This is a genomic window from Robiginitalea biformata HTCC2501 (assembly GCF_000024125.1).
GTDB lineage: Bacteria > Bacteroidota > Bacteroidia > Flavobacteriales > Flavobacteriaceae > Robiginitalea > Robiginitalea biformata.
Genome location: NC_013222.1, coordinates 660,159 through 685,776 on the forward strand (window position 1 = coordinate 660,159; position 25,618 = coordinate 685,776).

Annotated in this window: 22 protein-coding genes; 10 read left to right on the forward strand and 12 right to left on the reverse strand. The window is 58.2% G+C overall.

The features are described from left to right. Positions 1-28: 28 nt before the first annotated feature. A complete protein-coding gene (locus tag RB2501_RS02975) occupies positions 29-379 on the reverse strand; it encodes a hypothetical protein (RefSeq protein ID WP_015753250.1) in 351 nt (116 codons plus the stop codon). Between the two features lie 224 nt (positions 380-603). Here RB2501_RS02975 and RB2501_RS02980 point away from each other — a divergent pair, with 224 nt between their 5' ends. Both RB2501_RS02980 and RB2501_RS02985 read left to right on the forward strand, forming a co-directional pair. Continuing rightward, on the forward strand, positions 604-1,149 hold the full coding sequence (locus RB2501_RS02980) for a porin family protein (RefSeq protein WP_015753251.1): 546 nt from the start codon (positions 604-606) through the stop codon (positions 1,147-1,149). Positions 1,150-1,315: 166 nt separating this feature from the next. Continuing rightward, positions 1,316-4,447, forward strand: a complete 3,132-nt coding sequence (locus RB2501_RS02985) for a WD40/YVTN/BNR-like repeat-containing protein (protein WP_015753252.1) — start codon at positions 1,316-1,318, stop codon at positions 4,445-4,447. A 243-nt stretch (positions 4,448-4,690) separates the two neighbouring features. On the opposite strand, the gene RB2501_RS02990 is transcribed toward RB2501_RS02985, so the two are convergent. Then, positions 4,691-5,983, reverse strand: coding sequence for an aminopeptidase P N-terminal domain-containing protein (locus tag RB2501_RS02990; protein WP_041326925.1), 1,293 nt, complete (start codon positions 5,981-5,983; stop codon positions 4,691-4,693). A gap of 361 nt (positions 5,984-6,344) precedes the next feature. Here RB2501_RS02990 and RB2501_RS02995 point away from each other — a divergent pair, with 361 nt between their 5' ends. The 8 genes from RB2501_RS02995 to RB2501_RS03030 all read left to right on the forward strand — a co-directional run bounded on the left by RB2501_RS02995 (position 6,345) and on the right by RB2501_RS03030 (position 16,042). Then, on the forward strand, positions 6,345-9,194 hold the full coding sequence (locus RB2501_RS02995; protein WP_041327440.1) for a beta propeller repeat protein: 2,850 nt from the start codon (positions 6,345-6,347) through the stop codon (positions 9,192-9,194). Positions 9,195-9,201: 7 nt separating this feature from the next. Next, a complete protein-coding gene (locus tag RB2501_RS03000) occupies positions 9,202-9,591 on the forward strand; it encodes a DUF2721 domain-containing protein (protein ID WP_015753256.1) in 390 nt (129 codons plus the stop codon). A 180-nt stretch (positions 9,592-9,771) separates the two neighbouring features. After that, on the forward strand, positions 9,772-10,428 hold the full coding sequence (locus RB2501_RS03005) for a PepSY-associated TM helix domain-containing protein (protein WP_015753257.1): 657 nt from the start codon (positions 9,772-9,774) through the stop codon (positions 10,426-10,428). A gap of 135 nt (positions 10,429-10,563) precedes the next feature. Then, positions 10,564-11,235, forward strand: a complete 672-nt coding sequence (locus RB2501_RS03010; protein ID WP_015753258.1) for a succinate dehydrogenase cytochrome b subunit — start codon at positions 10,564-10,566, stop codon at positions 11,233-11,235. A gap of 1 nt (position 11,236) precedes the next feature. Then, on the forward strand, positions 11,237-13,240 hold the full coding sequence (locus RB2501_RS03015; RefSeq protein ID WP_015753259.1) for a fumarate reductase/succinate dehydrogenase flavoprotein subunit: 2,004 nt from the start codon (positions 11,237-11,239) through the stop codon (positions 13,238-13,240). A 39-nt stretch (positions 13,241-13,279) separates the two neighbouring features. After that, positions 13,280-14,026 carry a succinate dehydrogenase/fumarate reductase iron-sulfur subunit gene (locus tag RB2501_RS03020; RefSeq protein ID WP_015753260.1) on the forward strand — a complete coding sequence of 249 codons (747 nt, stop codon included), beginning with the start codon at positions 13,280-13,282 and terminating at the stop codon, positions 14,024-14,026. A 259-nt stretch (positions 14,027-14,285) separates the two neighbouring features. Beyond that, positions 14,286-14,831 (forward strand): type 1 glutamine amidotransferase domain-containing protein, encoded by a 546-nt coding sequence (locus RB2501_RS03025; protein ID WP_015753262.1) that lies wholly within the window; start codon positions 14,286-14,288, stop codon positions 14,829-14,831. Positions 14,832-14,893: 62 nt separating this feature from the next. Then, the gene (locus RB2501_RS03030) at positions 14,894-16,042 is read left to right on the forward strand and encodes a methionine aminotransferase (protein WP_015753263.1); all 1,149 of its coding nucleotides are present in this window, start codon (positions 14,894-14,896) and stop codon (positions 16,040-16,042) included. 113 nt (positions 16,043-16,155) lie between these two features. Here RB2501_RS03030 and RB2501_RS03035 read toward each other — a convergent pair whose 3' ends face one another. The 10 genes from RB2501_RS03035 to trhO all read right to left on the reverse strand — a co-directional run bounded on the left by RB2501_RS03035 (position 16,156) and on the right by trhO (position 25,507). Then, a complete protein-coding gene (locus RB2501_RS03035) occupies positions 16,156-17,055 on the reverse strand; it encodes a serine hydrolase domain-containing protein (protein ID WP_316906137.1) in 900 nt (299 codons plus the stop codon). 36 nt (positions 17,056-17,091) lie between these two features. Next, positions 17,092-17,307 (reverse strand): hypothetical protein, encoded by a 216-nt coding sequence (locus RB2501_RS16475; RefSeq protein ID WP_316906139.1) that lies wholly within the window; start codon positions 17,305-17,307, stop codon positions 17,092-17,094. A gap of 11 nt (positions 17,308-17,318) precedes the next feature. Beyond that, positions 17,319-17,891 carry a GNAT family N-acetyltransferase gene (locus RB2501_RS03040; RefSeq protein WP_015753266.1) on the reverse strand — a complete coding sequence of 191 codons (573 nt, stop codon included), beginning with the start codon at positions 17,889-17,891 and terminating at the stop codon, positions 17,319-17,321. Positions 17,892-18,329: 438 nt separating this feature from the next. Further along, a complete protein-coding gene (locus tag RB2501_RS03045; RefSeq protein ID WP_015753268.1) occupies positions 18,330-18,983 on the reverse strand; it encodes a CoA transferase subunit B in 654 nt (217 codons plus the stop codon). 58 nt (positions 18,984-19,041) lie between these two features. Next, a complete protein-coding gene (locus RB2501_RS03050; protein ID WP_015753269.1) occupies positions 19,042-19,404 on the reverse strand; it encodes a four helix bundle protein in 363 nt (120 codons plus the stop codon). Between the two features lie 118 nt (positions 19,405-19,522). Beyond that, positions 19,523-20,224 carry a CoA transferase subunit A gene (locus RB2501_RS03055; protein WP_015753270.1) on the reverse strand — a complete coding sequence of 234 codons (702 nt, stop codon included), beginning with the start codon at positions 20,222-20,224 and terminating at the stop codon, positions 19,523-19,525. Positions 20,225-20,236: 12 nt separating this feature from the next. Further along, entirely contained in the window at positions 20,237-22,600 is a 2,364-nt protein-coding gene (locus RB2501_RS03060; RefSeq protein ID WP_015753271.1) for a penicillin-binding protein 1A, read from the reverse strand. 8 nt (positions 22,601-22,608) lie between these two features. Beyond that, positions 22,609-23,091, reverse strand: a complete 483-nt coding sequence (locus RB2501_RS03065; RefSeq protein WP_041326926.1) for a gliding motility lipoprotein GldH — start codon at positions 23,089-23,091, stop codon at positions 22,609-22,611. Then, the gene (locus tag RB2501_RS03070) at positions 23,084-24,244 is read right to left on the reverse strand and encodes a PSP1 domain-containing protein (RefSeq protein ID WP_041326927.1); all 1,161 of its coding nucleotides are present in this window, start codon (positions 24,242-24,244) and stop codon (positions 23,084-23,086) included. Before RB2501_RS03070 ends, RB2501_RS03065 begins: the two co-directional genes overlap by 8 nt. A gap of 174 nt (positions 24,245-24,418) precedes the next feature. Next, positions 24,419-25,507 carry an oxygen-dependent tRNA uridine(34) hydroxylase TrhO gene (trhO, locus tag RB2501_RS03075; RefSeq protein ID WP_015753274.1) on the reverse strand — a complete coding sequence of 363 codons (1,089 nt, stop codon included), beginning with the start codon at positions 25,505-25,507 and terminating at the stop codon, positions 24,419-24,421. Between the last annotated feature and the right edge of the window lie 111 nt (positions 25,508-25,618).

The following is a 25,618-nucleotide window of genomic DNA, read 5'->3' on the forward strand; positions in this document are numbered from 1 at the left end:
CATTCGGTATTTTCCCGGAATGTAAGGATTATTGGGGAGCACGGCGGATAAACAACCGGATAAACACCAGGATCAATATCCCGAACCACCCGAGCGGGTAGGGCAGCACGAGCATCCCCCAGCCGTCGGCCAGGGCGGCCTCCGCATCCAGGCCGCTGATGGCAAAACGGGTCCAGAGCGAGATCACCCCCAGGACAATCATTAGAAAGCACACGCGGTACCACCGGGCATGCGGGTCGCCGTAGCGGCGGGTGGTCACCATCAGAATCCCGCTGCCGGCCACCACCAGGGGCGCGCCCCAGAGCGGGAAGAGCACCCCGATCATCGACAGGAACAGGCCCACATAAAAGGCGGTTTGGAGGTTGCGGTTTTCTTGCATGGTTCGGGCGCTTTTTCCACTCCGGCCGGAGCGGGCAGTAAACACCCGGAAAGGTACGAATTCAATCCCGGTTCACCCGGTAGGTGATGCCGCAATCTGGTGATCTGGGAGGTGGGGATGTCGCGGGTTACCCGGCCTGTCGATTCCCGAAAATAATTGGCCGACGAATTGCTTTTCGCACTACATTTACTTTGTTTAATAGAAACCTAATCCTTTGATACCGAATGAAAAAACTCTTGATTTTTTGCCTGGTTTTAGGGGCCTTCCAGCTGCAGGCCCAGGACCGCGACATCACCTTTGGCGTGAAGGCCGGGGCGAACTTTTCCAACCTGAAGCTCGACTTTGACGGCGACGGGATTTCCCCGGACGGTGCCACGAGCATTTTTGTCGGCGGCTACGTGGATATCGGCATTGCTGAAAAGCTGAACTTTCAACCCGAATTGCAATATTCCATTGAAGGGGCGAAAGATGCCAGCGTGAGCTTTATCAACCTCCCGCTCATGCTGAAGTACTACGTCGTGGATGGATTTAACGTGCAGGCGGGCCCGCAAATCGGCTTCCTGGTGGATGCCGAAGACGGGGATACCGACGGCCTTAAATCCACCAACTTTGCGCTGAACTTTGGGGCGGCCTATGAGTTGCCGGCCGGTTTCTTTGTGGATGCCCGGTACAACCTGGGGCTGTCCAACATCGCCGAAGAGGAGCCCGGTTTTGAGGACATCTCCTTAAAAACCAAAGGCTTCCAACTCGGGGTCGGCTACCGGTTCTGAGACTGAAAATTTCGGTTTTTCCGATACGGAATACCAGATGGAGGGGGCAGGGGCCCCCTCTTTTTTATGCCCGGCGGCAGGTGGCTGCCCCGGGCGGGAGCAACCGCCGAAAATAAAAATAATTAGTACCTTCAACAGCTGACTAATTCGAATACGAAAAACAACTATGAGTAACCCACTTTTCAAAGCAGGGATCCTCCTGCTTTTCCTTTGCCTGGCGCCCTGGCAAACCGATGCCCAACGGCGCAACCGATCGAATACCACAACCTTTCCCGAATCCTTGTATTCCTCCATGGAATACCGGCTGGTAGGCCCCTTCCGGGGCGGCCGGTCCGCGGCGGTAACCGGCGTGCCGGGCAAGCCGAACCTGTTTTACTTCGGGGCCACCGGGGGCGGTGTCTGGCGCACCCAGGACGGGGGCCGCACCTGGGAAAATATCTCGGACGGCTACTTTGGCGGCAGTATCGGGGCGGTTGAAATTGCAGCGAGCGACCCGAACGTCATCTACGTGGGCGGGGGCGAGAAAACCGTGAGGGGGAACGTCTCCAGCGGCTATGGCGTCTGGAAGTCCGTGGACGCCGGGAAGACCTGGCAGGAAGCCGGCCTGGCGAAAAGCCGGCACATCCCGCGCCTGAAAGTGCACCCGAAAAACCCGGACGTGGTCTTTGCGGCCGTGCTGGGGAATATCTACAAACCTACCCAGGAACGGGGCGTATACAAGAGTACGGACGGGGGCGAGACCTGGCGCAAGGTCCTCTTTGCCAACGAGCAGGCCGGGGCCGTGGACCTCACCTTCGACCCCACCAACCCGCGCATCCTCTACGCGAGCACCTGGCGCGTGCAGCGCACCCCCTACTCCCTGAGCAGCGGGGGCGACGGCTCGGCCCTCTGGAAGTCTACGGACTCCGGGGAAACCTGGACAGAGATCTCCAAAAACGACGGCTTCCCGACGGATACCCTCGGGATCATCGGCGTAGCCGTATCGCCGGTGAATTCCCAGCGCGTCTTTGCCATTGTGGAAAACAAAGATAAGGGCGGCCTCTACCGGAGCGAGGACGGAGGCGAGACCTGGAAACAGATCAACGACGACCGGAACCTGCGCCAGCGCGCCTGGTATTACACCCGCGTGTATGCGGATACCCAGGACGAGGACGTGGTCTACGTATTGAACGTGCGCTACCACAAGTCGTCGGACGGGGGCAAGACGTTTGAAACCTTCAACGCGCCCCACGGCGACCACCACGACCTCTGGATTGCACCCGAGGACCCGCAGCGGATGATCATCGGGGACGACGGCGGCGCCCAGGTTTCCTACGACGGGGGCACCACCTGGAGCACCTATTACAACCAGCCCACCGCCCAATTCTACCGGGTGACCACCGACAACGCCTTTCCCTACCGGATTTACGCGGCCCAGCAGGACAACTCCACCGTCCGCATCCGCCACCGCTCGGACGGCTTCGGCATTGGGGAGGAAGACTGGGAACCGACGGCCGGGGGCGAATCGGCCCACATTGCCGTAGACCCGGAAAACGACGACATTGTCTATGGGGGCAGCTACGGCGGCTTCCTGACCCGCGTGAACCACGACGCCCAAACCGTGCGCGCCATCAACGTCTGGCCGGACAACCCGATGGGGTACGGGGCCGAGGGGATGAAGTACCGCTTCCAGTGGAACTTCCCGATCATCTTTTCCCGCCACGACCCAAACAAGCTCTACACCTTTTCGAACCACGTGCACATGAGTACGAACGAGGGGCAGAGCTGGGAACTCCTGAGCCCGGACCTCACCCGGAACGATCCCGACAAGCTGGTCTCCAGCGGCGGGCCCATCACCCAGGACAACACCGGGGTAGAGTATTACTGCACCATTTTTGCCGCCAACGAGAGCCCGCTTAAGGAGGGCCTCCTCTGGGTGGGCAGCGACGACGGGCTCATCCACATCTCCCGGGACGGGGGGCAGAACTGGGAGAATGTCACCCCGCCGAATATGCCGGAATGGAGTATGGTCAACAGCATCGATCCCTCCTATTTTGACGAGGGTACGGCTTACGTGGCGGCCACCCGCTACAAGCTCGGGGATTTTAAGCCCTACCTGTACAAGACCACCGATTACGGCCAGAGCTGGACGGAGATCACCAGCGGCATCGACCCGGAGCACTTTACCCGGGTGGTACGCGAAGACCCGAAGCGGAAAGGCCTGCTCTACGCAGGTACCGAGACGGGCATGTATATCTCTTTTGACGACGGGGCCTCCTGGAAACCCTTCCAGCTGAACCTCCCCGTGGTGCCGATCACCGACCTGACCATCAAGGACAACAACCTGATTGTAGCCACCCAGGGCCGGAGCCTCTGGATCCTGGACGACCTCACCGTCCTCCACCAGCTGGACGACGCCAAGCGGTCTGCCACCAGCATCCTCTACAAGCCCAAGGATGCCTATCGCACCAAGGGCGGGGCGCGCAGCACCCCATCGCTCACCGAGGGGCAGAACCACCCGAATGGCGTGGTGACCCACTTCTATATGAAGAATTTCTCCGAGAAGGACAGCGTGGCCCTGACCTATACGACGATGGCCGGGGATACCCTGGCGAACTTCAGCACGTATGCGTCGGAGAACGACAAAAAGCTAAAGGTGGAAAAAGGCGGCAACACGCATGTTTGGGATACCGAGGGCAAGGGGGCCAAACGCCTGCCCGGCATGATCCTCTGGTGGGCGAACCTCAGCGGGCCCAAGGCGGTTCCCGGCAGTTACCAGGTACACCTGACGGCGAACGGGGAGACTCAAACCCAGCAATTCCGGATTGTGCCGGACCCGCGGGCCGAGGCAACCGTGGCCGACATGCAGAAGCAGCACGACTTTATCACGGCTGTGAACGAGACCGTAGACCGGGCCCACCAGTCTATTGAGAAGATTCGGAAGGTGAACGACCAGCTGGACGCCTTTATGAAGCAGTATAAGGGCAATGAAGCGACGGAAGAGTTGGTGGAAAAGGCGAAGGAGATGAAGGAAGGCTTCGGCGAGATCGAAAAAGCGCTCTACCAGACCCAGAACCGCAGCGGGCAGGATCCGCTGAACTTCCCGATCCGCCTGACCAACAAGCTGGCCCACCTGAATTCCCTGGTGAGCCTGGACGATTTCCCGCCCACCGAGCAGGACATCGCCGTGCAGCAGGAACTCAGCCGGGAGATCGAAACCCAGCTCAGCGCATTCGACAAAATGGTCGACGAGGAAATCACCGCCTTCAACAAGGCCTTCAACGACCTGAACCTAAACTATCTTTTTATCGAAGAGTAGTTTGTTTTTTGAGTTACACGAAGAAAAACCCCGCGGCCAGTGCCCGGGGTTTTTTAATTTGAAAATTTGCCGGTTTGAAGATTTGAAAATGGGGTATCGCGCCATCCCGGCGAGTTGGCTGGTATCGGCTCGTTCACTTTCCCTCTTTGATATCGAGCGGGCTTAGCCATTGCCTCATTGACAAATTTCCAAATCACCTCGCTGCATTTTCAAATCGACAAATCTTCAAATCTTCAAATCGAATCACCCATTCATCAGTGATTCAATCTCCTCCACCTCAATCGGGATGTCCGCCATCAGGTTCAGTGGCTCGCCCTTATCCCGGATAACCACGTCGTCTTCCAGGCGGATGCCGAAGCCCTCTTCGGGCACGTAGATGCCGGGCTCCACGGTAAAGACCATGTTGGGCTGCATGGGGGTTTTCAGCGCCCCGTAGTCGTGGGTGTCCAGGCCAATGTGGTGGCTGGTGCCGTGCATGAAGTATTGTTTATAGGCCGGTTTGTCCGGGTCCTCGTTCTGTACGTCTGCCTTGTCCAGCAGGCCCAGGCCCAGGAGCTCAGAGGTCATCAGCTTGCCCACCTCTTTGTGGTATTCCGCCCAGAGCGTGCCGGGCACCAGCATTTTGGTGGCCTCCTTCTTGACGTTCAAAACAGCGTTGTACACCTGTTTTTGCCGGTCCGTAAAGCGGCCGCTCACCGGGATGGTCCGCGTCATGTCGCTGGAATAATTGGCGTATTCGGCCCCCACGTCCATCAGGATGAGCTCCCCTTCCCGGCACTGGTTTTTGTTCTCTACGTAGTGCAACACGTTAGCGCTGTTGCCCGAGGCGATAATGGGCGTATAGGCAAAGCCGCGGGAGCGGTTCCGGATGAATTCGTGCAGGAATTCCGCCTCGATCTCGAACTCCCAGACGCCGGGTTTTACGAAGCCGAGCACCCGGCGGAAGCCCTTTTCGGTAATCCCGCAAGCGGTTTGCATCAGGTCGATTTCCTCGGGTTCCTTGACTCCCCGGATCTCCTGCAGGATCGGGTTGCTCTTGGCCACCTTGTGGGCCGGGAATTTCCGTTTGGTCGCGTGGATGAACCGGTCTTCCCGGGTCTCGGTTTCCACGGCCTGCCGGTAGTGTTCGTTGGTGTTGAAGTAGATGGTGTGCGCCTCGGTCATCAGGTCAAAAAACACCTTGTCAAAGTCCTGGAGCCAGTACACTGTGCGGATACCCGAAGTGGCGAAGGCCCGGTCCTTGGTGAGTTTTTCGCCTTCCCAGACGGCGATGTGGTCGTTGGTCTCCCGCAAAAAGAGGATTTCCCGGTGTTTCGGGTCGATGGCGTCCGGGAACAGCAGCAGGATGGATTCCTCCTGGTCCACCCCGGAGAGGTAGAAGATGTCCGGGGCCTGGCGGAAGGGCATCGTGCTGTCCGCCCCGATGGGGTATACGTCGTTGGAGTTAAAAACGGCCAGGCTGCCGGGCTGCATCTTCGCCATAAACTTCTGGCGGTTCCTGGTGAAAAGCCCGGAATCGATCGGGTGGTACTTCATAGGTATTTTCGGTTTGCCCAAAGGTAGGGATTCGCGGGGGTGGGAACAAAAATTCGGCAGGCGGGAACAATAATTCGGGGGGCGAAGATTCCGGGCGGTCGGGACAAAAAAAGGGGGCTTTGTGAAGCCCCCGAGGTGTGGTTGGTTGGTTAGTTGCTATTAGAAGCAGGATATGCGATCTTTGGTCTTCCGGGAGCTGTCCTGAAAGCGGGCAATGTTCATTGAACAGGTGTCGCGCTTTTTTGGTAGATTCGTCCGAAAAGAGGAATAAATTAACAATTTTTTAGGCACCCGTGCAACTGTTTTGTGTAAAAATCACACATTGCAGGGGGAATCCTACAAGCAAAACCAGCCCATAGAAATGAAGATTTTCCGTACCCTTGCCGCCTGCCTGGCGACCCTACCCTTACTGGCCCAAGCCCCTGCTACCGACGCCTCTGTCGTACAACAGGCCCTGGAGCAAAAAGCCCGGATGGCCAACGCCTCCAAAGTGGCCAACCTCCGTTTGGAGAATATCGGCCCGAGCGTAATGAGCGGCCGCGTGGTGGACCTGGCCGTCAACCCGGACAACCCGGTGGAATTCTATGTGGCCTATGCATCGGGCGGCCTCTGGTACACCGACAACAACGGGACGAGTTTTACCCCCGTCATGGACAACGCCCCCACGCAGAACCTCGGGGCGGTTGCCGTACACTGGCCTTCCGGCACCATCTGGGTGGGAACGGGAGAAAACAACGCGTCCCGGTCGTCCTACGCCGGGATCGGCCTGTACAAATCCACAGACGGGGGGGAGAGCTGGACCTTTGCCGGCCTGCCGGATTCCCACCATATCGGCCGGATCGTCATCCACCCGGAAAACCCGGACGAGGTAGTGGTGGCCGTGGCGGGACACCTCTACTCGGACAACGAGGAACGGGGCATCTACAAGACTACGGACGGGGGCGCCAGCTGGCAGCGGACGCTTTTTGTGGACGACAAAACCGGGATGATCGACCTGGTAGCCTCCCCGGGGCGCCCGGAAGTCCTCTATGCCGCTTCCTGGCAGCGCGACCGGAAGGCCTGGAACTTTGACGGCAGCGGCCCGGGTACGGGTATCTATAAAAGCATTGACGGGGGCGACAACTGGAATTTGATGACCGCCGCAGGCAGTGGGTTCCCCACCGGATCCGGCGCCGGTCGGATTGGCCTGGCCGCATTTGACCACCAGATTGTCTATGCCGTCATCGACAACCAGGACCGGCGCCCCAAAGAGTCCGGCGACGCAGATGCGGATGAGGGGCTTACCAAGGACGATTTTAAATCGATGTCCGCCTCCCGGCTCCTGGCCCTGGACAACGGCGAGCTGAACGAATTCCTGAAGACCAATGGCTTCCAGGAGAAATACCGGGCGGAAAACGTCAAGCAACTGGTGCGGAGCGGCTCGGTGAAACCTGCGGACCTGGCCACCTACCTGGAAGACGCAAATTCCCTGCTCTTCGACACCCCGGTCATCGGGGCGGAGGTGTATCGCTCCGAGGACGGGGGTCGCACCTGGACGCGGACCCACGAGGGCTACATCGACGACCTGTTTTACAGCTACGGCTACTACTTCGGGCAGATCCGGGTGGCCCCGTACGACCGGGATCAAATCTACCTGGCCGGCGTCCCGCTGATCCGCTCGGCAGACGGGGGCAAAACCTTTGAGGCGATAGACGGGGACAACGTACATGCAGACCACCACGCCCTCTGGATCAACCCGGAGAAGGAAGGCCACCTGATCAACGGGAACGACGGGGGCATCAACATCACCTACGACTACGGCGAACACTGGATCAAGAACAACTCCCCGTCCGTGGGGCAGTTCTACGCCATTGCAGTAGACCACGAGGACCCCTACAACGTGTACGGCGGCCTGCAGGACAACGGGGTGTGGAAAGGGGCCCACAACGCCGGCGAATCGGACGGGTGGCACCAGAGCGGCCGCTACCCCTGGGAGATGCTCCTGGGCGGGGACGGCATGCAGGTGGAGGTCGATAGCCGCAACTCGGACATCGTCTACACGGGCTTCCAGTTCGGGAATTATTTCCGCCTGGACCTCGGGGCAGACAAACGCACCTACATCCAGCCGAAACACGAACTGGGGGAATCGCCCTACCGCTTTAACTGGCAGACGCCCATCCTGCTTTCGCCCCACAACCAGGACATCCTCTACCTGGGCGGCAACAAACTGCACCGGTCCATGAACCAGGGCGACGACTGGACAGCCATCTCGGACGACCTGACCCGGGGCGGGAAAAAGGGGAACGTCGCCTACGGCACGCTGACCACCGTCTCGGAATCGTCCTTCCAGTTTGGATTGCTCTACACGGGCAGCGACGACGGGCTGGTACATGTGAGCAAAAACGGCGGCGGCTCCTGGCAGCAAATCTCCGGCAGCTTCCCGGAAGACTTATGGGTGAGCCGCGTGGCGGCCTCCTCCCACAAAAAGGAACGGGTGTATGTTGCCCTGAACGGCTACCGCTGGGACGACTTTACCCCCTATGTGTACGTGAGCGAGGATTACGGGGCCACCTGGAGGTCCCTGGCGGACGGCTTGCCGGCCTCCCCGGTAAACGCCTTGGTGGAAGACCCCAAAAACGAAAACCTGCTCTTTGTGGGCACGGACAACGGGCTCTACGCCAGCCTGGACCGGGGCGCTACCTGGGAACTCATGCAAAACGGCCTGCCCAACGTGGCCGTGCACGACCTGGTGATCCAGCCTAAGGCGGGCCACCTGTTGGTGGGCACCCATGGCCGGAGCATCTACAAGGCGGACATCGGCGCCCTGGAGGCGCTTCCCGCCCAGGACCTCTCCGAACCGCTCGTGGTCTTTGACCTGCCGGAGATCCGCCACTCCTCCCGCTGGGGGAATACGCGCTCCACCTGGGGGGAGCCCAACACGCCGGGCCTGGACATCGAGTTCTTTGCCCAGTCGCCCGGGACGGTGCAGGCGCGCATACTGAGCGCGGACGGCACCGTAGTGAGCGAGACGCAGCTCAACGCCGATGCGGGCTTCAACATCCTTTCCTACGACCTGGCCTTCAGCAAGGAGGGCAAGAGCGACTTCCTGAAAAAGAACAAGGTGCCGCTGAAAACAGCCGGCAACGGAAAGACCTACCTGCCGGAAGGCACCTACCAGGCCGAACTCCAACAGGGCAAAACCAAGGTGAGCCGGGAATTTAAAATCAAATAAGTTGCCTATGGAACTCTCCCTGAGCATCCCTGCCCTGCTCTTCCCGGCCATCTCCCTGAGCATGCTGGCCTACAATGCCCGCTACCTGGCCATTGCCGCCCTGATCCGCCAATTGCACGGGCAGTTCCGGGAAACCCAGGCAGCCCCGCTGGAAAAACAGATCGGGTCCCTGAAACGCCGGTTGCGCATCATCAAGGACATGCAGTCCACGTCCATCGCGAGTTTTTTGCTGGCCGCCATCAGCATGTTCCTGATCTATGTGGAGCTCCGGCTCTGGGCCAATGGTATTTTCGGGTTGAGCCTGATTTTCCTGATGGTTTCCCTGATCCTTTCGCTCTGGGAAGTGCGGCTTTCCACCCGGGCCCTGGAGATCCAGCTGCGGGATATGGGCACGTGAAGCCAGGGCGCTGTGGGCCATGGGAGGGTGAAGCCTCGGCCCTGCGGGATTTCGCAGCTGCCTCCCGGGCAGCCTGCATCCGGAGATTGCCACCCGACGGAGCCGGCGGTTTTAACAAGTCTTTGACCCGGGATTCCCCGGAATTGGCCGATATTTGGGGCTTTCTGATTGCAACCTGCCATGTCTTTTTCCCATTCCCGACCCAGTGCGCGTAAACCGGCTGAACCTGCCTCCTCCCAGGGAAGCAGCACCGCCTTGCCAAAACCGGAAACCACCCGCCGCAAGAAACAGGCCAACACACTGCGGATCTTCCGGAAAATCCACCGCTATACGGGGGCCTGCCTCTTTGCCGTTTTCTTTTTTATCGCCGTCAGCGGCCTGTTGCTGGGGTGGAAAAAACACTCCGGGGACGCCATCCTGGCCAAAACCCGCACGGGCAGCACTACCGACCTCGCCCGCTGGAAATCCCTGTCGGAGCTCCGGGACAACGCGGTGGCTTATTACCGGGACTCCCTCCAAACGCAGGGAGCCTTTGAGGTGGACCGCATGGACGTGCGTCCGGACAAGGGGGTGGTGAAATTCACTTTTACCCCGGGATTCCGGGGCCTGCAACTGGACGGGGCCACCGGGGAGGTACTGTATGTGGAAACCCGGCGGAGCGACTTTATCGAAAAACTGCACGACGGCTCCCTGGTAGACCTCTGGCTGGGCCTCGACAACGGGGCGTTCAAGCTGTTCTACACCTCCCTGGCCGGGGTGGCCCTGCTGGTGTTTACCATCACCGGGTTCTGGCTCTGGTACGGGCCCAAACGCATGCGGCGGGCCGCGCGGAAGTAAATTCCGGACCCCCTGTGGAGCACTGGCTCCTACCCTTCTTTAAAACGATTCTAAAATGGTTGGCCGGCGGCGGCAAAGTTTGTTAAAACGCCGCCTGTAAGCTATTTTTGTAGGGCTTTACTAAACCCAACTGAAATGAGCGGATTCGCTAGTTCTTCTATAGCCCGGAAGGTCGTCATGGCGCTCTCGGGCCTTTTTTTGGTCCTGTTCCTGGCACAGCACGCCACCATCAACCTCAGCTCGGTGGTGAGCCCGGAGACCTTCAATAAATGGTCGCACTTTATGGGGTACAACGCCGTGGTGCAGTTCATCCTGCAACCCATCCTGATTGCAGGGGTCATCGTGCACTTTGTGATGGGGATTGTCCTGGAGATCCAGAACAACCGCGCGCGGAATGTTAAATACGTGAAATTCAAGGGCAGCGCGAATGCGCCCTGGGTTTCCCGCAACATGATCATCACCGGCCTGGTGGTGCTCGCCTTCCTGGGGCTGCACTTCTACGATTTCTGGGTACACGAGATGGCCTACAAATACGTGGAGGCCCGTCCGGAAGACCCGACCCGCTACCACGCGGAAACCGTCGAGAAGTTCGAGCCCATCTGGCGCACGGTCATCTACGTGGTGAGCTTTGTGCTTTTGGCGCTCCACCTCTGGCACGGCTTTGCGTCGTCCTTCCAGAGTATGGGGGTCAACAACAAGTACACCCCGGCGATCCGCAATTTTACCCGGCTCTACGCCATCGTGGTGCCGCTGATCTTTATCTTCATCGCCCTCTACCATCATTTTAATCCGATAACGCACTCATAATATGGCAACCCTGGATTCCAAAGTCCCCTCCGGCCCGCTGGCCGATAAGTGGACAAAGCACAAGAACGAGATCAATCTGGTCAACCCGGCCAACAAGCGGAATATCGATATTATCGTCGTCGGGACCGGCCTGGCCGGCGGGGCGGCAGCTGCCACCCTGGCGGAACTCGGGTACAACGTGAAGACCTTCTGTTACCAGGATTCCCCCCGCCGGGCGCACAGCATCGCGGCCCAGGGCGGGATCAATGCAGCCAAGAACTACCAGGGCGACGGGGACAGCCCCTACCGCCTGTTTTACGATACCATCAAAGGGGGCGACTACCGCTCCCGGGAAGCCAACGTCTACCGGCTGGCCGAAGAGTCCGTGAACATCATCGACCAGTGTGTGGCCCAGGGGGTCCCATTTGCCCGGGAATACGGCGGGCTCCTGGATAACCGCTCCTTTGGGGGGGTACTCGTATCCCGGACGTTTTACGCCAAGGGGCAGACCGGCCAGCAACTGCTGCTGGGCTGCTATGCGGCCATGAACCGGCAGATCAACCGGGGCAAGATCCGGCCCTACAACCGGCACGAAATGCTGGACCTGGTCCTGGTGGACGGCAAGGCCCGGGGCATCATCGCCCGCGACCTGGTAACCGGGGAGATTGAGCGGCACAGCGCCCACGCCGTGGTGCTGGCATCCGGCGGGTACGGCAATGTCTTCTATCTCTCCACGAATGCGATGGGGAGCAACGTAACGGCTGCCTGGCGCGCCCACCGGCGGGGGGCTTATTTTGCCAACCCCTGCTTTACGCAGATCCACCCTACATGCATCCCGGTTTCCGGCGACCACCAGTCCAAGCTCACGCTCATGTCCGAATCCCTGAGGAATGACGGACGGATCTGGGTACCCAAACGCAAAGAGGACGCCGAGGCGATCCGCGCCGGGAAACTCAAGCCCACCCAGCTTGCGGAAGAGGACCGGGATTACTACCTGGAGCGCCGCTACCCGGCCTTCGGTAACCTGGTGCCCCGGGACGTGGCCTCCCGCGCCGCCAAGGAACGCTGCGATGCGGGCTACGGGGTCAACAAGACGGGCGAGGCCGTCTACCTGGACTTTGCTGCGGCCATTGAGCGCTACGGCAAGGAAAAAGCCTATACCTCCGGGATCAAAGACCCGGACAAGGAGACCATCACCAAGCTGGGCAAGGAAATCATCGCCGCCAAATACGGGAACCTCTTCCAGATGTACGAAAAGATCGTCGACGACAACCCCTACGATACGCCGATGATGATCTACCCGGCCGTCCACTACACCATGGGCGGGCTCTGGGTGGACTACAACCTGCAAACCACTATCCCGGGCTGCTACTGCGCCGGGGAGGCAAATTTCAGCGACCACGGGGCCAACCGCCTGGGCGCCTCCGCCCTGATGCAGGGGCTGGCCGACGGGTATTTTGTGTTGCCCTATACTATTGGCGACTACCTCTCCGACGACATCCGTACCGGGCCCATCCCGACGGACAGCGAGGCCTTCGACAAGGCCGAGGCCGACGTGCGCTCCCGCCTGGAACGCCTGCTGAATGCCAACGGCACAAAATCTGTGGATTACTACCACAAGAAGCTCGGCAAGATCATGTGGAACAAATGCGGGATGTCCCGGAATGCCCAGGGTCTTGAGGAGGCCATCGAGGAGATTGCCGCCCTGCGCAAGGAGTTCTACGAAAACGTCCGGGTACCCGGCAGCATGGACGAGACAAACCCCGAGCTGGAAAAAGCCGGGCGCGTAGCCGATTTCCTGGAACTCGGCGAACTCTTTGCCAAGGATGCCCTGCACCGGAACGAATCGTGCGGCGGGCATTTCCGCGAAGAGTACCAGACCCCGGAAGGGGAAGCCCTGCGGGACGACGAGAATTTCAAGTTCGTTTCCGCCTGGGAATACAAGGGGGAACCCAAGGATGCCGTACTCCACAAGGAGGACCTGGTGTTTGAGAATATTGAGTTGAAAACACGGAGCTATAAGTAATTTGGCAATTTGCCGATTTGAAAATTTGATAAAATCGCTATGAATTTACTACTGAAAATTTGGCGGCAGAAAGACGCCGACTCCAAGGGCAAGATGGTGGATTACCCCATCAGCGGCATCGAGGGCGACATGTCTTTCCTGGAAATGCTGGACGTATTGAACCAGCAACTCATCGACAAGGGGGAGGAGCCCGTGGTGTTTGACCACGATTGCCGCGAGGGCATCTGCGGTTCCTGCTCCCTGCAGATCAACGGGGAGCCCCACGGGCCCGATCGGCTGATCACTACCTGCCAGCTGCACATGCGGAAATTCAACGACGGGGATACGATCGTCATCGAGCCCTTCCGCGCTACGGCCTTCCCGGTTATCAAGGACCTGATGATAGACCGGACAGCCTTTGACCGCATCCAGCAGGCCGGGGGCTATATCTCGGTGAATACTTCCGGGAATACCGTAGACGCCAACGCCATCCCGATTGAAAAAGACGATGCCGACAAATCCTTTAACGCGGCCACTTGTATTGGCTGTGGGGCCTGCGTGGCCGCCTGTAAAAACGCGAGCGCCATGCTGTTTACCTCGGCCAAGGTATCGCAGTTTGCCCTGCTGCCCCAGGGCCGGGTGGAGGCTTCTGAGCGCGTCCAGAACATGGTCCGCCAGATGGACCTGGAAGGCTTCGGCAACTGTACGAATACAGGGGCATGCGAAGTGGAATGCCCCAAGGGGATTTCCCTGGAGAACATCGCCCGAATGAACCGGGAGTACCTCTCAGCGACCACGGAAGGATAACACGGATTTTCAGGAATCAATCTCAAACCCCTGCCCCCCGGCGGGGGTTTTTTATTTCCCAAAGGCAGGTGATATCCCATGGGCGGATGTTATCTCCAGCGCGGATGTTATCCCCAGGGAAGGTGTTCTCCCCAGGGAAGATGTTAAAGGAACTTAACAGGTCGGGCCCGGGATTTATAAGGGCTTTAACGGAGATTCCGGGGGCTATCGGCTATATTAAAGAGTGAACTGAAAGATAAACCAATAAAACATACGCAACATGAAGAAGATAGCCATATTAGCTACGAATGGATTTGAGGAAAGCGAATTAAAATCCCCGAAAGAAGCGATGGAAGCCGAAGGTTTCCAGGTCGATATAGTCAGCCCGGAATCCGGATCCATCAAAGGATGGTCCGACGGAAACTGGTCTAACAGTTATACGGTGGATAAAACGCTGAGCCAGGTGGATGCCAAGGACTACAATGCCCTGGTACTGCCCGGAGGCGTATACAACCCGGACCAGCTGCGCGTCAATGAAGACGCATTGCTGTTTGTCCGCGATTTCTTCAAGCTGAAGAAGCCCGTGGCAGCCATTTGCCACGCCCCGCAAATCCTGATCAGCGCCGGCGTCGTAGAAGGACGCACGCTGACCTCCTATAAATCGATCAAAGACGACCTGATCAATGCAGGCGCAACCTGGAAAGACCAGGCGGTAGTTGTGGACGAAGGTTTTGTGACCAGCCGCAACCCGGGAGACCTGCCCGCCTTCAACAGTAAAGTGATCGAAGAGATCCGCGAAGGCAAGCACGAGGAACAGCACGCCTGATAACTGATGAATTCCCCCAACCCCCGGCCCGATGCCGGGGGTTTTTTTATACATTTAATTCTATGAAACTACCTTTTGAATCGAAACTCCCTGGTCTGGAACCCTCCATTTTCGGGGTGATGAACCGCATTTCCCTGGACGCCGGGGCCCTGAACCTCGCCCAGGGGTTCCCGGATTTCGGCGCCGACCCGGAACTCATCCGCCTGCACAGCGAGGCCCTGGAGGAAGGCTACAACCAGTATGCGCCCATGTCGGGCATCTACTCGCTCCGGGAAGCCATTGCCGAAAAGACGGAAACCCTTTACGGGGCCAGCTACCACCCGGAAACTGAAGTCACGGTAACGGCCGGGGCCACCCAGGCGCTCTATACGGCCATTGCAGCCACTATCCGGCCCGGGGACGAGGTGATCGTCTTTAAGCCGGCGTACGACCATTACGAGCCTTCGGTAAAGGCCCACGGCGGGGTACCCGTGCTCCTGCAATTGCAGGGACCGGATTTCCGGATCGACTGGGTGGCCTTCGATGCCGCCCTGACCGCCTCCACCAGGATGGTGATCATCAACACCCCCCACAACCCGAGCGGGACCGTGCTTTCCCGGGAGGATATGGAAATGCTCGAAACCCGGCTTCGGGGGACGAATATCCTGGTGCTGAGCGACGAGGTATACGAACACCTGGTCTTTGACGGGCAGGAACACCAAAGCGTCGCCCGGTTCCCGGGCCTCCGGGAACGGGCATTTGTCTGCGCCTCTTTTGGGAAAACCTTTCATATCACCGGGTGGAAAACCGGGTACTGCCTGGCCCCGGAACTGCTGATGCAGGAATTCCGGAAAATCCACGAATTCGCGATTTTCTGCGTGAGCCACCCGGCCCAGCGGGCCCTGAAAACCTACCTGGAAAACCCGGACCACTACCTGGAACTCAACGATTTTATGCAGCGCAAGCGCGATCTCTTCCTGGAGGCCGTGGCCAGCTCCCGTTTTACGTTTACCCCTGCGGCAGGCACCTATTTCCAGCTGCTGGGTTACCAGGACATCAGCGAGGCCCCGGATACGGAATTCGCCGAAACACTGGCCCGCGACAAGGGCCTGGCCGGCATCCCGATTTCCGTATTTAACCGAAACCGGCAGGACAACCGCCAGCTGCGTTTCTGTTTTGCTAAAAAAGATGAGACGCTCAAACGCGCGGGGGAGATCCTGAGCCAGGTCTGAAGGGTTCGGGATGTCGCATCTCCAGAAATCACATTGCCGTAAATTGCATTGCCGTAAACCGCATCCCCCAAGGATGCCGCGCACAGGAACTGCGTCCCGTAGGGCGGGCTGCCCTAAATCCCCTCAAAGACCTTCCCCACAAACTCCCCGATCCGGGAGGGTTCCAGCCAGCGAAGGACCATCACCAGGTCTTGTTCCGGGCAAACCACGATAAAGTTCCCCCCGAACCCGGCCGCGTAATAGACGGACTCGGGGACCCCTTCCCATTGCCGGCTGCCCGGCCGGTTCAGCCACCACATAAACCCGTAATTCGGGTTGGGGGCCGAGGGCGAAACGGCCTGTTCAATCCACCCCGGGCTGAGCAATTGCTCCCCCTCCCAGCTGCCGTCCGACAGAAAAAGCAGTCCAAACCGGGCCATATCTTCCGCACTGATGAAAATCCCACCGCCGGAATGTCCTCCGCCGGTAACCGATTGCATCTTCAGCCCGTCTACCACGGTCCAGGCGTGGTCGTAGCCAAACCAGCGCCAGGTGGCGGAGGCCCCGACGGGGTCCATCAATTCCTCCTTGAGCACCCGTGGCAACGGCTGCCGCCAGAGGTGCGTGAGCACATAGGCCAGCACGTTCACGCGCACGTCGTTGTATTCCATGACGGTGCCCGGGGTGCGGAGCTCCCGGTGCTTCCAATCGTCGATGCCGCCTTCCCGGGGCGGGCGGTCCGCCCAGTCGTGCAACCCCCAGAGGCTGCCGGTCCAGTCCGAATTTTGTTGCAACAGGTGCGACCAGGTAATGCCCGAGTTGTGTTCGCCGGCAAAGGTCCCGTCCCAGATATATTCCGAAACCGGGTCGTCCACCGAGCGGATCAGGCCCCGGTCGGCGGCCAGGCCCGCCACAGTAGACAGGAAGCTCTTGGTGACGCTGAAGGTCATGTCCACCCGTCGGGTATCCCCCCAGGAAGCCAACACGTACCCGTTTTTCAGGATCAGGCCGGCCGGGCCGCCCCGCTTTTTCACCGGCCCCAGCAATTCGTGGTAGGGCTCCCGTTCAAATCACTCCAGGATCGCCCGGCGCAGGTCGCGGGATCCGCTGTATTCGTTGGCCCGGGCAAAGTCCACTGCCTCTGCGATGGCCGCCTCGTCCAGCCCGAGGGATTCCGGGGAACGGGTTTCCCAATCGGCCCCTCGGGGCGGGTAATAGAATCCCGCCTGGGCTGTTGCCACAGGAGCTGCGAGGATGAGGAGAAGAAAACAAAGTGCAAAGCGCATAACCATCAGTTTTAAGTTGTGTTGTCGGAAGCCGGTCCGCGGTCCGGGGCCATCCCTTTTGAAGCCGGCAGGTCCAGCCGCATGAGCCAGTCCCATTGCCGGTCGTTGCCGATATCGTATGGGTGTTTCCCAAATGTAACAAAACCCTGCCGCTCGTAGAATGCAATGGCCCGCGGGTTGTGTTCCCAGACGCCGAGCCATAGGTAGGTTTTCCCGGCGCTCCGCGCATGGCCGCAGATCCAGTCGAGCATACGGGCTCCCATCCCCCTGCCCTGGAAGCCGGCCAGCACATAGATGCGCTCAAGCTCCATGCCTTTGGGTTCCCTGAGCTCGGTTTGCGCATTCCCGGTATTCAGTTTGAAGTAACCCACCAGGTCCCCTTCGCTCCGGACAAAATAGAAGTGCATGTCCGGGTGGCGGAATTCGGTTTCGAGTTGGTTGCGTCCAAAGGCTTTCCGGAGGTAGGCGGCAAAATCCTCCGGGTTGTTCTGGGTTTCGAAGGCGCGGGAGAAAGTGGAAATGGAGACGTCCCGGAGCACGTCCAGGTCGGCGGGGGTACACCGGATGAATTCGAGCGGTTCCACGCTCTAAAGATACGGATTTCGCCAACCGGGTCCCGGACGGGACAACCCCGGTTTCATGTCTTAAAAAAAGTCCTGGTTTCAGGCTATAAAAAAGGCCCCTCGGAAGGGGCCTTCATGGCTGGTTGTTTAATTTGGCTTTTCGGCTCGGGCCTAAAGCATGAACAACTTTTTGGTGAGCAGGATCAGGCCGCTGATAAAGTCGTTGCGATAAACCTGAATTTCCTCCTGCGGGGGCATTTGGTTGATTTGGGACTCCATAGGCTATTTCGGTTAGCGAGACTTTGTTTGGGGAAAAAGGCTCAGATGCATGTTCGAATATACCAGATTTCCCGCATCGCGCACAGGAATTGTTGTGAAGGCCCGGGATGTTGTTGTAAAAAAATACTTCCGGGTTGCCCGATCGACGAACAGCATGCCCGGCGGGCGACGACCCCGGGGCTAGAGTTGCATTTCCGGTACGTGCTCCGGCACCACCAGGCGGCCCAAAGTAGCTTTGCGGATTTCGTCTACGGAAACGCCGGGGGCCCGCTCCTGCAGCAGGAAGCCCTGGTCGGTAACCTCCAGAACGGCCAGGTTTGTGACAATCTTCCGGACGCAGCCCACCCCGGTAAGCGGCAATGTGCACTGCTTGAGGAGTTTCGATTGTCCGGCCTTGTTGGTGTGCATCATGGCGACGATGATATTCTCGGCGGAAGCCACCAGGTCCATGGCGCCCCCCATCCCCTTGACCATTTTGCCGGGGATTTTCCAGTTGGCAATATCCCCGTTGTCGGCCACTTCCATGGCCCCGAGGATGGTCAGGTCCACGTGCTGGCCCCGGATCATCGAAAAACTCAGGGCCGAATCGAAAAAGGACGCGCCGGGCAGGGCGGTGATGGTCTGTTTCCCCGCGTTGATCAGGTCGGCATCTTCCTCCCCCTCGTAGGGAAACGGCCCCATCCCCAGGATGCCGTTCTCGCTCTGGAATTCCACCTGGATGTCGTCCCGGACAAAATTGGCCACCAAAGTCGGGATCCCGATACCCAGGTTTACATAGTATCCGTCTTTGACTTCCTTGGCGATGCGCTGGGCGATTCCGTTTTTATCCAACATGACGTTGATTTGAAGATTTGAAAATTTGGAGATTTGAAGATTCCAGGTTAATTACTTTTTAATTGTAAATATTTCGTTTACTAGTTCCGATAATCTTTGAGATTACTAAAATGGTCGATTTGATTTTTTGCAATAGATCGGAAGACGGGCTTGGATATGATGCGGATGCATTGCATAAACTTAGCCAGTATTCGGTTTCTTCTGCCTCCTTAGCTGCTACCTTGAATTTATGAATAAAATCCGTTTTACTTTCTGCATTCTGCGCTTCCCTGACGTTCGCTCCGATGGATGTGCCACTCTTGAAGAGTTGAGAGGCCATTTCGAATTTTCGAAACTGTCGTAGTTGCTCTGTAAAATCAACAATTTTCAGGGCTACTTGGAAACTCAGGTCTACGATGTAATTATGTCTATCATCACGCATGCCATATATCGACTTCAGAAACAGACAAATATAGGCCCTATGGATGCATCACTTCTGCATGTCAGATTTGGATCCCATCCTCATTTTCAAATCTTCAAATCGCCAAATTTTCAAATCCCTAACCCCTTTCGCGCACCGTCCGCTGCTCAATCCGCTTCTCGTACCCGGTTCCTTCAAAGATTCGCTGGACGAAAATCCCGGGGATGTGGATCTGGTTCGGGTCCAGGCTGCCGGCGGGCAGCAGTTCCTCCACCTCGGCCACCGTAATGGCGGCTGCCCCGCACATGACCGGGTTGAAATTCCGGGCGGTGCCTTTGAAAATCAGGTTGCCCGCCGTGTCGCCCTTCCAGGCTTTCACAAAGGAGAAGTCCGCCTTGAAGGCTTCCTCCATCACGTACATCTTATCGTTGAATTCCCGGGTCTCCTTGCCTTCCGCCACCTCGGTGCCATATCCCGCTGGGGTAAAAAAGGCCGGGATGCCTGCCTGGGCGGCCCGGCATTTCTCGGCCAGGGTCCCCTGGGGGGTGAGTTCCACCTCGAGTTCCCCGCTGAGCATTTGCCGTTCAAATTCGTCGTTCTCGCCCACATAGGAGGAAATCATTTTCCGGATTTGCCGGCCCTGCAACAAGAGGCCCAGGCCAAAATCGTCCACGCCGGCATTGTTGCTGATGCAGGTCAGGTCCTTCACCCCGAGGCGTACCAGTTCGCTGATGGCATTTTCAGGGATGCCGCAGAGGCCGAACCCCCCCAGCATGAAAGTCATTCCGTCTGCCACTCCTTCCAGGGCGGCCTTGGCGTTGGCAACTTGTTTGTCAATCATGGCGTTTGTGTTCTAAAAATCGATGTCGTCCAGGTCGTCTTCCAACTCATCCGGCTCCTCGAGCTCCTCTTCGGTCTGGCTGCAATCGATGCGGATGGAGAGGTCCTCCGGTTCTTCGAAGTCTTCTTTGGACACGTTCAATTCCGGGTCTTCGTAGTTCTGCCGCATGTAGAGCGCCCAAATGGGCAGGGCCATGGACGCCCCCTGTCCGTAGGTGATACTCCGGAAATGCACCGATCGATCCTCTCCGCCGACCCAGACCCCCGTTACCAGGTTCGGCACCATCCCCATAAACCAGCCATCGCTGTTGTTCTGGGTAGTGCCGGTCTTCCCGGCAATCGGATTCGTGAATTCGTACGGGTAGCCGGTGATAATTTCCTTGTAGACCGTTGTGTTCGTTTGGTAGTTGCCCCGCAGCCGCACCCCCGAACCGGACTGGGTGACCCCTTTTAACAGGTCCACCATGGCGTAGGCGACGTCCTTGCTGAGAACGTCTTTGGTCTCCGGGGTGTACTCGTATAGCACCGTCCCGTTCCGGTCTTCGATCCGGGTAACCATCACGGGTTTTACGTACACCCCCTGGTTGGCGAAAGTGCCGTAGGCCCCCACCATTTCATAGACGTTGAACTCCGGGGTCCCAAGCGCAATTGCCGGCACCTCCAGGATGTCCCGGTTCAGGCCCAGGTCTTTAACCATGGTCACAACGGCTTTCGGGCCTACCTCGTCAATGAGCTGGGCAGTTACCGAATTCACCGAATTGGCCAACGCCTCCTTGAGGGTAAGGCTGCGTCCGGAAAACTTGTCGTCGGAATTGTCCGGGCACCAGGCTTCCATATTCCCGTGCTTCCCTGCTTCGATGCAATACTGCGTATCCGGCTTGGTGTCGCAGGGGGAGCGGCGCAACTGGTCGATGGCCGCCGCATAGACGAAAGGTTTAAAGGTGGACCCCGCCTGGCGGGAACCTTGAATGACATTGTCGTACTGGAAGTGGCGATAGTTCAGCCCGCCCACCCAGGCCTTTACGTGGCCGGTCTGGGGTTCCATGGACATCATGGCTGCCCGCAGGAATGTTTTGTAATACCGGATGGAATCCATGGGGGTCATCACCGTATCCTTCTCATAGACCGGGGGGGAATTCCAGTCAAAGACGGTCATTTCGGTCTTTTCGTTGAAGGACTGGCGGATTTCCTCTTCGGTCTTGCCGGCCCGGTTCATGGCCCGCCAGCGTTCGGAATTCTTCATGGCCCGTTCCATGATGGAATTGATTTGCTGGGATTCCAGGTCCAGGAAAGGGGTGGTGGGGTTCCGGTCCGGGGTATTCTGGTGGAAGAATTCTGCCTGGAGGTTCTGCATATGTTCCTTCACGGCACTTTCGGCGTGCTCCTGCATGCGGGAATCGATGGTGGTGTAAACCTTGAGGCCGTCCAGGTAGATGTTCCATTTGTCGCGCTCGCCTTCCCGGGCCGGTTTCGGATTCTCCTCTATCCAGTCCCGGAGCCAGCCCTGCAGGTACATGCGGAAGTAGGTGGCGGGTCCTTCCCGGTGGTTTTCCGGGTTGAAGTTGATATCCATCTTCAGGGCCATGAGCGAATCCCGGTCGGCGTCCGTGATATAATCGTATTTGGCCATCTGGGCGATAACCGTGTTCCGGCGGTTGAGCACGAGTTCTTCCCGGCGGATCGGATTGTAGAGGGAGGAGTTCTTGAGCATGCCCACCAGTACGGCCGATTCCTCGGTTTTCAAATCCCGGGGTTCCTTGCCGAAGTAGATGCGCGCTGCACTCCGGATACCGTCCGCATTGTAGTTGAAGTCGTAGATATTCAGGTACATGGCGATGATCTCCTCCTTGGTGTAGTTGCGCTCCAGGCGCGTGGCGATCACCCACTCCTTGATTTTCTGGATAATGGCCTCGGCCAGGTTGTTGGAACGCACCCCGACGAAAAGCTGGCGGGCCAGCTGCTGGGAAATCGTACTCGCCCCGCCCCGGGTGCCGAGAAAGACAAAGGCCCGGATGGTCCCGCGGGCATCGATGCCGGAATGGTCAAAGTACCGCGCGTCTTCAGTAGCCACCAAAGCGTTGACCAGGTTGTCCGGCAGCTGGTCAAAGGGGACGTCCGTGCGGTTGTCGTCCAGGAAAAATTTGCCGAGGGTTTCCCCGTCGGAGGAAATGATCTCCGTAGCGAGGTTGGTCTGGGGGTTTTCCAGGCGTTCAAAGGTGGGCATCTCCCCGAAAACCCCCCAGGAAGCCAGCAGGAAGGTTAGGAATACTGCCAGGATGCCGGCCCCGAACAAGATCCAGAACCACTTGATGAAGGGCCAGAACGATGCCTGTTTTTTCTTTTTGCCGCCCCCGGCCTTTTTGCGAGTCCTTGCCATGAAATTGCCTATTGATTTGGTTCAACCTGGAGCCCTACGTCGAGTACGCCTGGCAAAGCCTGGACCCCGTCCACACTCCCGTTCTTTCGCATGGCATGCGATACGGTAAAAGTATATACGCCGGAAGACGGAAAAACGACGTCCCGCTTGTATCCGAGTTTGTTTTCCCGGACGCTGCCGAGGCCCTCCCCCAGCCAACGGCCCTGGGCATCCGCCATTTCGTACTCCAGGGTATCCCTTTGCGTACTGCCGTCCGGAAATGTCATTTCGGCAATCAGGAAGAGGTTGCTGTACGGATAGGTATTGTCGTTCCTAAGGAAGATATAGAGGTTGTGGGAAGCGGTGGTGTCCGGGTCCTCCAGGGAAAATTCCATGGCCTGGTCGCGGCCCCACTGGCCGTTACGGGTACTCTGGAATTCAGAATAAACCAGGTGGTCGGTACAACTGGTACCGATCAGTATAATTAGTAGTGCAATGGGTAACCTACGCATTACGGGCCTTTCCTTGTTTCTGATTGCGTCTTTTCTTACGTTTTTTCCCCCGGCGTTTGCCCCTGGGCCGGTCAAAACGAGTGAGGCTGTCCTGTCCGACGGGGTTTTCAAATGTAACGTTTTCACGGTCGAAATTGTTGCTCGCGTACTCCTCGAGGCTCCGTACTTTTTTCTTCTGCCGGTTCTTCTCGCGGATCTCGTGCACCTGCTCCTTGGTCAGCACGTGCCAGTTCCCCGGGTCGTCCTTGTAGGAAAACCAGAGAATCCCCTTGAAAATATCGCTCTTCTGGCAAAAAGCCGTGCCTTTCTCGGTATACAGTTTCGTGTCGGTCGGGGGGAAATCCTTCAGGGCATCCAGATAGGTGTCCAGTTCGTAATTCAGGCAGCATTTGAGCTTGCCGCACTGGCCGGCGAGTTTTTGCGGGTTCAGGGAGAGTTGCTGGTAGCGGGCAGCCGCGGTACTCACCGAGCGGAAATCCGTCAACCAGGTAGAACAGCAGAGCTCCCGGCCACAGGAACCGATACCCCCGAGCCGTTGGGCCTCCTGCCGGTAACCGATTTGCCGCATCTCGATGCGGATGCCGAACGCCTTGGCCATGTCCTTGATGAGCTGGCGGAAATCTACCCGATCCTCGGCCGTGTAGTAGAAAGTGGCCTTGGAGCCGTCGCCCTGGAATTCCACATCCGAGATCTTCATCTGCAAACGGAGGATGATGGCCATCTCCCGGGAGCGCTTCTTGATCTCCTCTTCCTTGTTGCGGCATTTCTGCCATTTATCGATATCGCGCTGGGTAGCCTTCCGGTAAATTTTGGGCAGGTCGGCCCCGGGGTTGACCTTTTTCTTCTTCATCTGCACCCGTACCAGTTCGCCGGTCAGGGTAACGATACCCACATCGTGACCGGACCGGGCCTGCGTGGCCACCACGTCGCCGATGGAGAGCGTAAGCCCCTCGGTATTCCTGAAAAATTCCTTTCTGCTGTTTTTAAACCGCACCTCCACCCCGTCAAATACCTCCGCTCCGGCGGGCAATGACATGTTGGAAAGCCAGTCAAACACGGTCAGTTTGTTACAGCCATCCGTACCGCAGGTACCATTGTTCCTACATCCGCGCGGCTGTCCATCCGAACCGGTTGAACAACTGCTACACCCCATGTTCTGTATCTCAATTCCACCCGGCCCCGTGGGACCCCGGCAGAAATAGGTTCATAATAATTTACAAACGTAAAGATAGGATAATTTTAGCACGATAGCGAACGGCCCAATACGCCGGAGCGGGAACCGCCCGGCATCCCCGCATTCCCGTCGGGGGTGCAGGTTCAGGGCCGGTCAGGAGGCTCCGGCCGGGTCTTTATCCCCGGCGACCGGGCTGAAGGGGTCGGGCACCTGCCGCTTGTAGGTAAGTACCTCCGAACGGCCCTTTTTAAAGATGCGGTTGCTGTTGAATTTCCCCTTGCGCAGTTTTTTGCGCTCCTCCGGCGGCAGGGCGACGATGTCCTTGCAGGCATCGCTGCAGCAGCCATCCATCTCCGCGGCACAGGCATCGCACTGTATAAAGAGCAGGTGGCAGCCTTCGTTGGCGCAATTGGTATGGGTGTCCGCCGGTTCCCCGCACTGGTGGCACCGGGCGATGACCTCATCGGTAATCCGTTCGCCCCGGCGGTTGTCGAAGACAAAGTTCTTGCCGTGGAATTTGTTCTCCAGGGACTCCTTCTGAACCTGGCGGGTGTATTCGATGATGCCCCCCTCCAGCTGGTAGACCTGTTTAAAACCTTTGTGCTTGTAATACGCACTTGCCTTTTCACAGCGGATCCCGCCTGTGCAGTACATGACGAGCTTTTTGTCTTCCTTGTGGTCGCGGAGCTGTTCTTCGATCAGGTCCAGGGAATCGCGGAAAGTATCCACGTCCGGGGTAATCGCATTCTCAAAATGCCCGATCTCGCTCTCGTAGTGGTTCCGCATATCCACCACAATGGCCTCCGGGTCTTCGATGAGCTCGTTAAACCGGCGCGCATCCACGTGCACCCCCTTGTTGGTAACGTCAAAACTGCCGTCGTCCAGGCCGTCGGCCACGATCTTCGGGCGCACCTTGATCTTGAGTTTCAGGAAGGATTTGTTGTCCTGTTCGATGGCGATGTTGAGCCGCACCCCTTCCAGGAAGGTAATGCTGTCCAGGTGTTCCTTGAATGCGCCGAAATTGACGGCAGGTACGGAGAGCTGCGCGTTGATCCCCTCCCGGGCCACGTAGATCCGGCCGAGGACTTCCAGGGCGTCCCAATGGATGAACAGATAGTCCCGGAAAAGGCCCGGGTTGCCAATGTGGGCGTACTTGTAGAAAGAGATGGTGAGGCGGTCCTGGCCGGCCTCGTCAATAAGCGCTTCCCTTTCTTTGGCACTCAGCGTGTTGTACAGTTGCATGCTATACGTTTTTGCAGGTTACCCCCCGCCCGCGTCTTCCCGGGAAGGGTCAAAGAAATCGAGGGTGCAAATTTAGGGAAAAGTTTCGATTTGCAGGCAGGCTTTCCGGGT

Coding starts and splice junctions, on each gene's coding strand:
- RB2501_RS03055 (WP_015753270.1), bottom strand. CDS start 20,224: ATGATTGACAAACAAGTTGCCAACGCCAAGGCCGCCCTGGAAGGAGTG.
- RB2501_RS03030 (WP_015753263.1), top strand. CDS start 14,894: ATGAAACTACCTTTTGAATCGAAACTCCCTGGTCTGGAACCCTCCATT.
- RB2501_RS16475 (WP_316906139.1), bottom strand. CDS start 17,307: ATGCGCTTTGCACTTTGTTTTCTTCTCCTCATCCTCGCAGCTCCTGTG.
- RB2501_RS03000 (WP_015753256.1), top strand. CDS start 9,202: ATGGAACTCTCCCTGAGCATCCCTGCCCTGCTCTTCCCGGCCATCTCC.
- RB2501_RS03025 (WP_015753262.1), top strand. CDS start 14,286: ATGAAGAAGATAGCCATATTAGCTACGAATGGATTTGAGGAAAGCGAA.
- RB2501_RS03045 (WP_015753268.1), bottom strand. CDS start 18,983: ATGTTGGATAAAAACGGAATCGCCCAGCGCATCGCCAAGGAAGTCAAA.
- RB2501_RS03050 (WP_015753269.1), bottom strand. CDS start 19,404: ATGCGTGATGATAGACATAATTACATCGTAGACCTGAGTTTCCAAGTA.
- RB2501_RS03020 (WP_015753260.1), top strand. CDS start 13,280: ATGAATTTACTACTGAAAATTTGGCGGCAGAAAGACGCCGACTCCAAG.
- RB2501_RS03005 (WP_015753257.1), top strand. CDS start 9,772: ATGTCTTTTTCCCATTCCCGACCCAGTGCGCGTAAACCGGCTGAACCT.
- RB2501_RS03060 (WP_015753271.1), bottom strand. CDS start 22,600: ATGGCAAGGACTCGCAAAAAGGCCGGGGGCGGCAAAAAGAAAAAACAG.
- RB2501_RS02995 (WP_041327440.1), top strand. CDS start 6,345: ATGAAGATTTTCCGTACCCTTGCCGCCTGCCTGGCGACCCTACCCTTA.
- trhO (WP_015753274.1), bottom strand. CDS start 25,507: ATGCAACTGTACAACACGCTGAGTGCCAAAGAAAGGGAAGCGCTTATT.
- RB2501_RS02985 (WP_015753252.1), top strand. CDS start 1,316: ATGAGTAACCCACTTTTCAAAGCAGGGATCCTCCTGCTTTTCCTTTGC.
- RB2501_RS02980 (WP_015753251.1), top strand. CDS start 604: ATGAAAAAACTCTTGATTTTTTGCCTGGTTTTAGGGGCCTTCCAGCTG.
- RB2501_RS03010 (WP_015753258.1), top strand. CDS start 10,564: ATGAGCGGATTCGCTAGTTCTTCTATAGCCCGGAAGGTCGTCATGGCG.
- RB2501_RS03070 (WP_041326927.1), bottom strand. CDS start 24,244: ATGGGGTGTAGCAGTTGTTCAACCGGTTCGGATGGACAGCCGCGCGGA.
- RB2501_RS02975 (WP_015753250.1), bottom strand. CDS start 379: ATGCAAGAAAACCGCAACCTCCAAACCGCCTTTTATGTGGGCCTGTTC.
- RB2501_RS03015 (WP_015753259.1), top strand. CDS start 11,237: ATGGCAACCCTGGATTCCAAAGTCCCCTCCGGCCCGCTGGCCGATAAG.
- RB2501_RS02990 (WP_041326925.1), bottom strand. CDS start 5,983: ATGAAGTACCACCCGATCGATTCCGGGCTTTTCACCAGGAACCGCCAG.
- RB2501_RS03065 (WP_041326926.1), bottom strand. CDS start 23,091: ATGCGTAGGTTACCCATTGCACTACTAATTATACTGATCGGTACCAGT.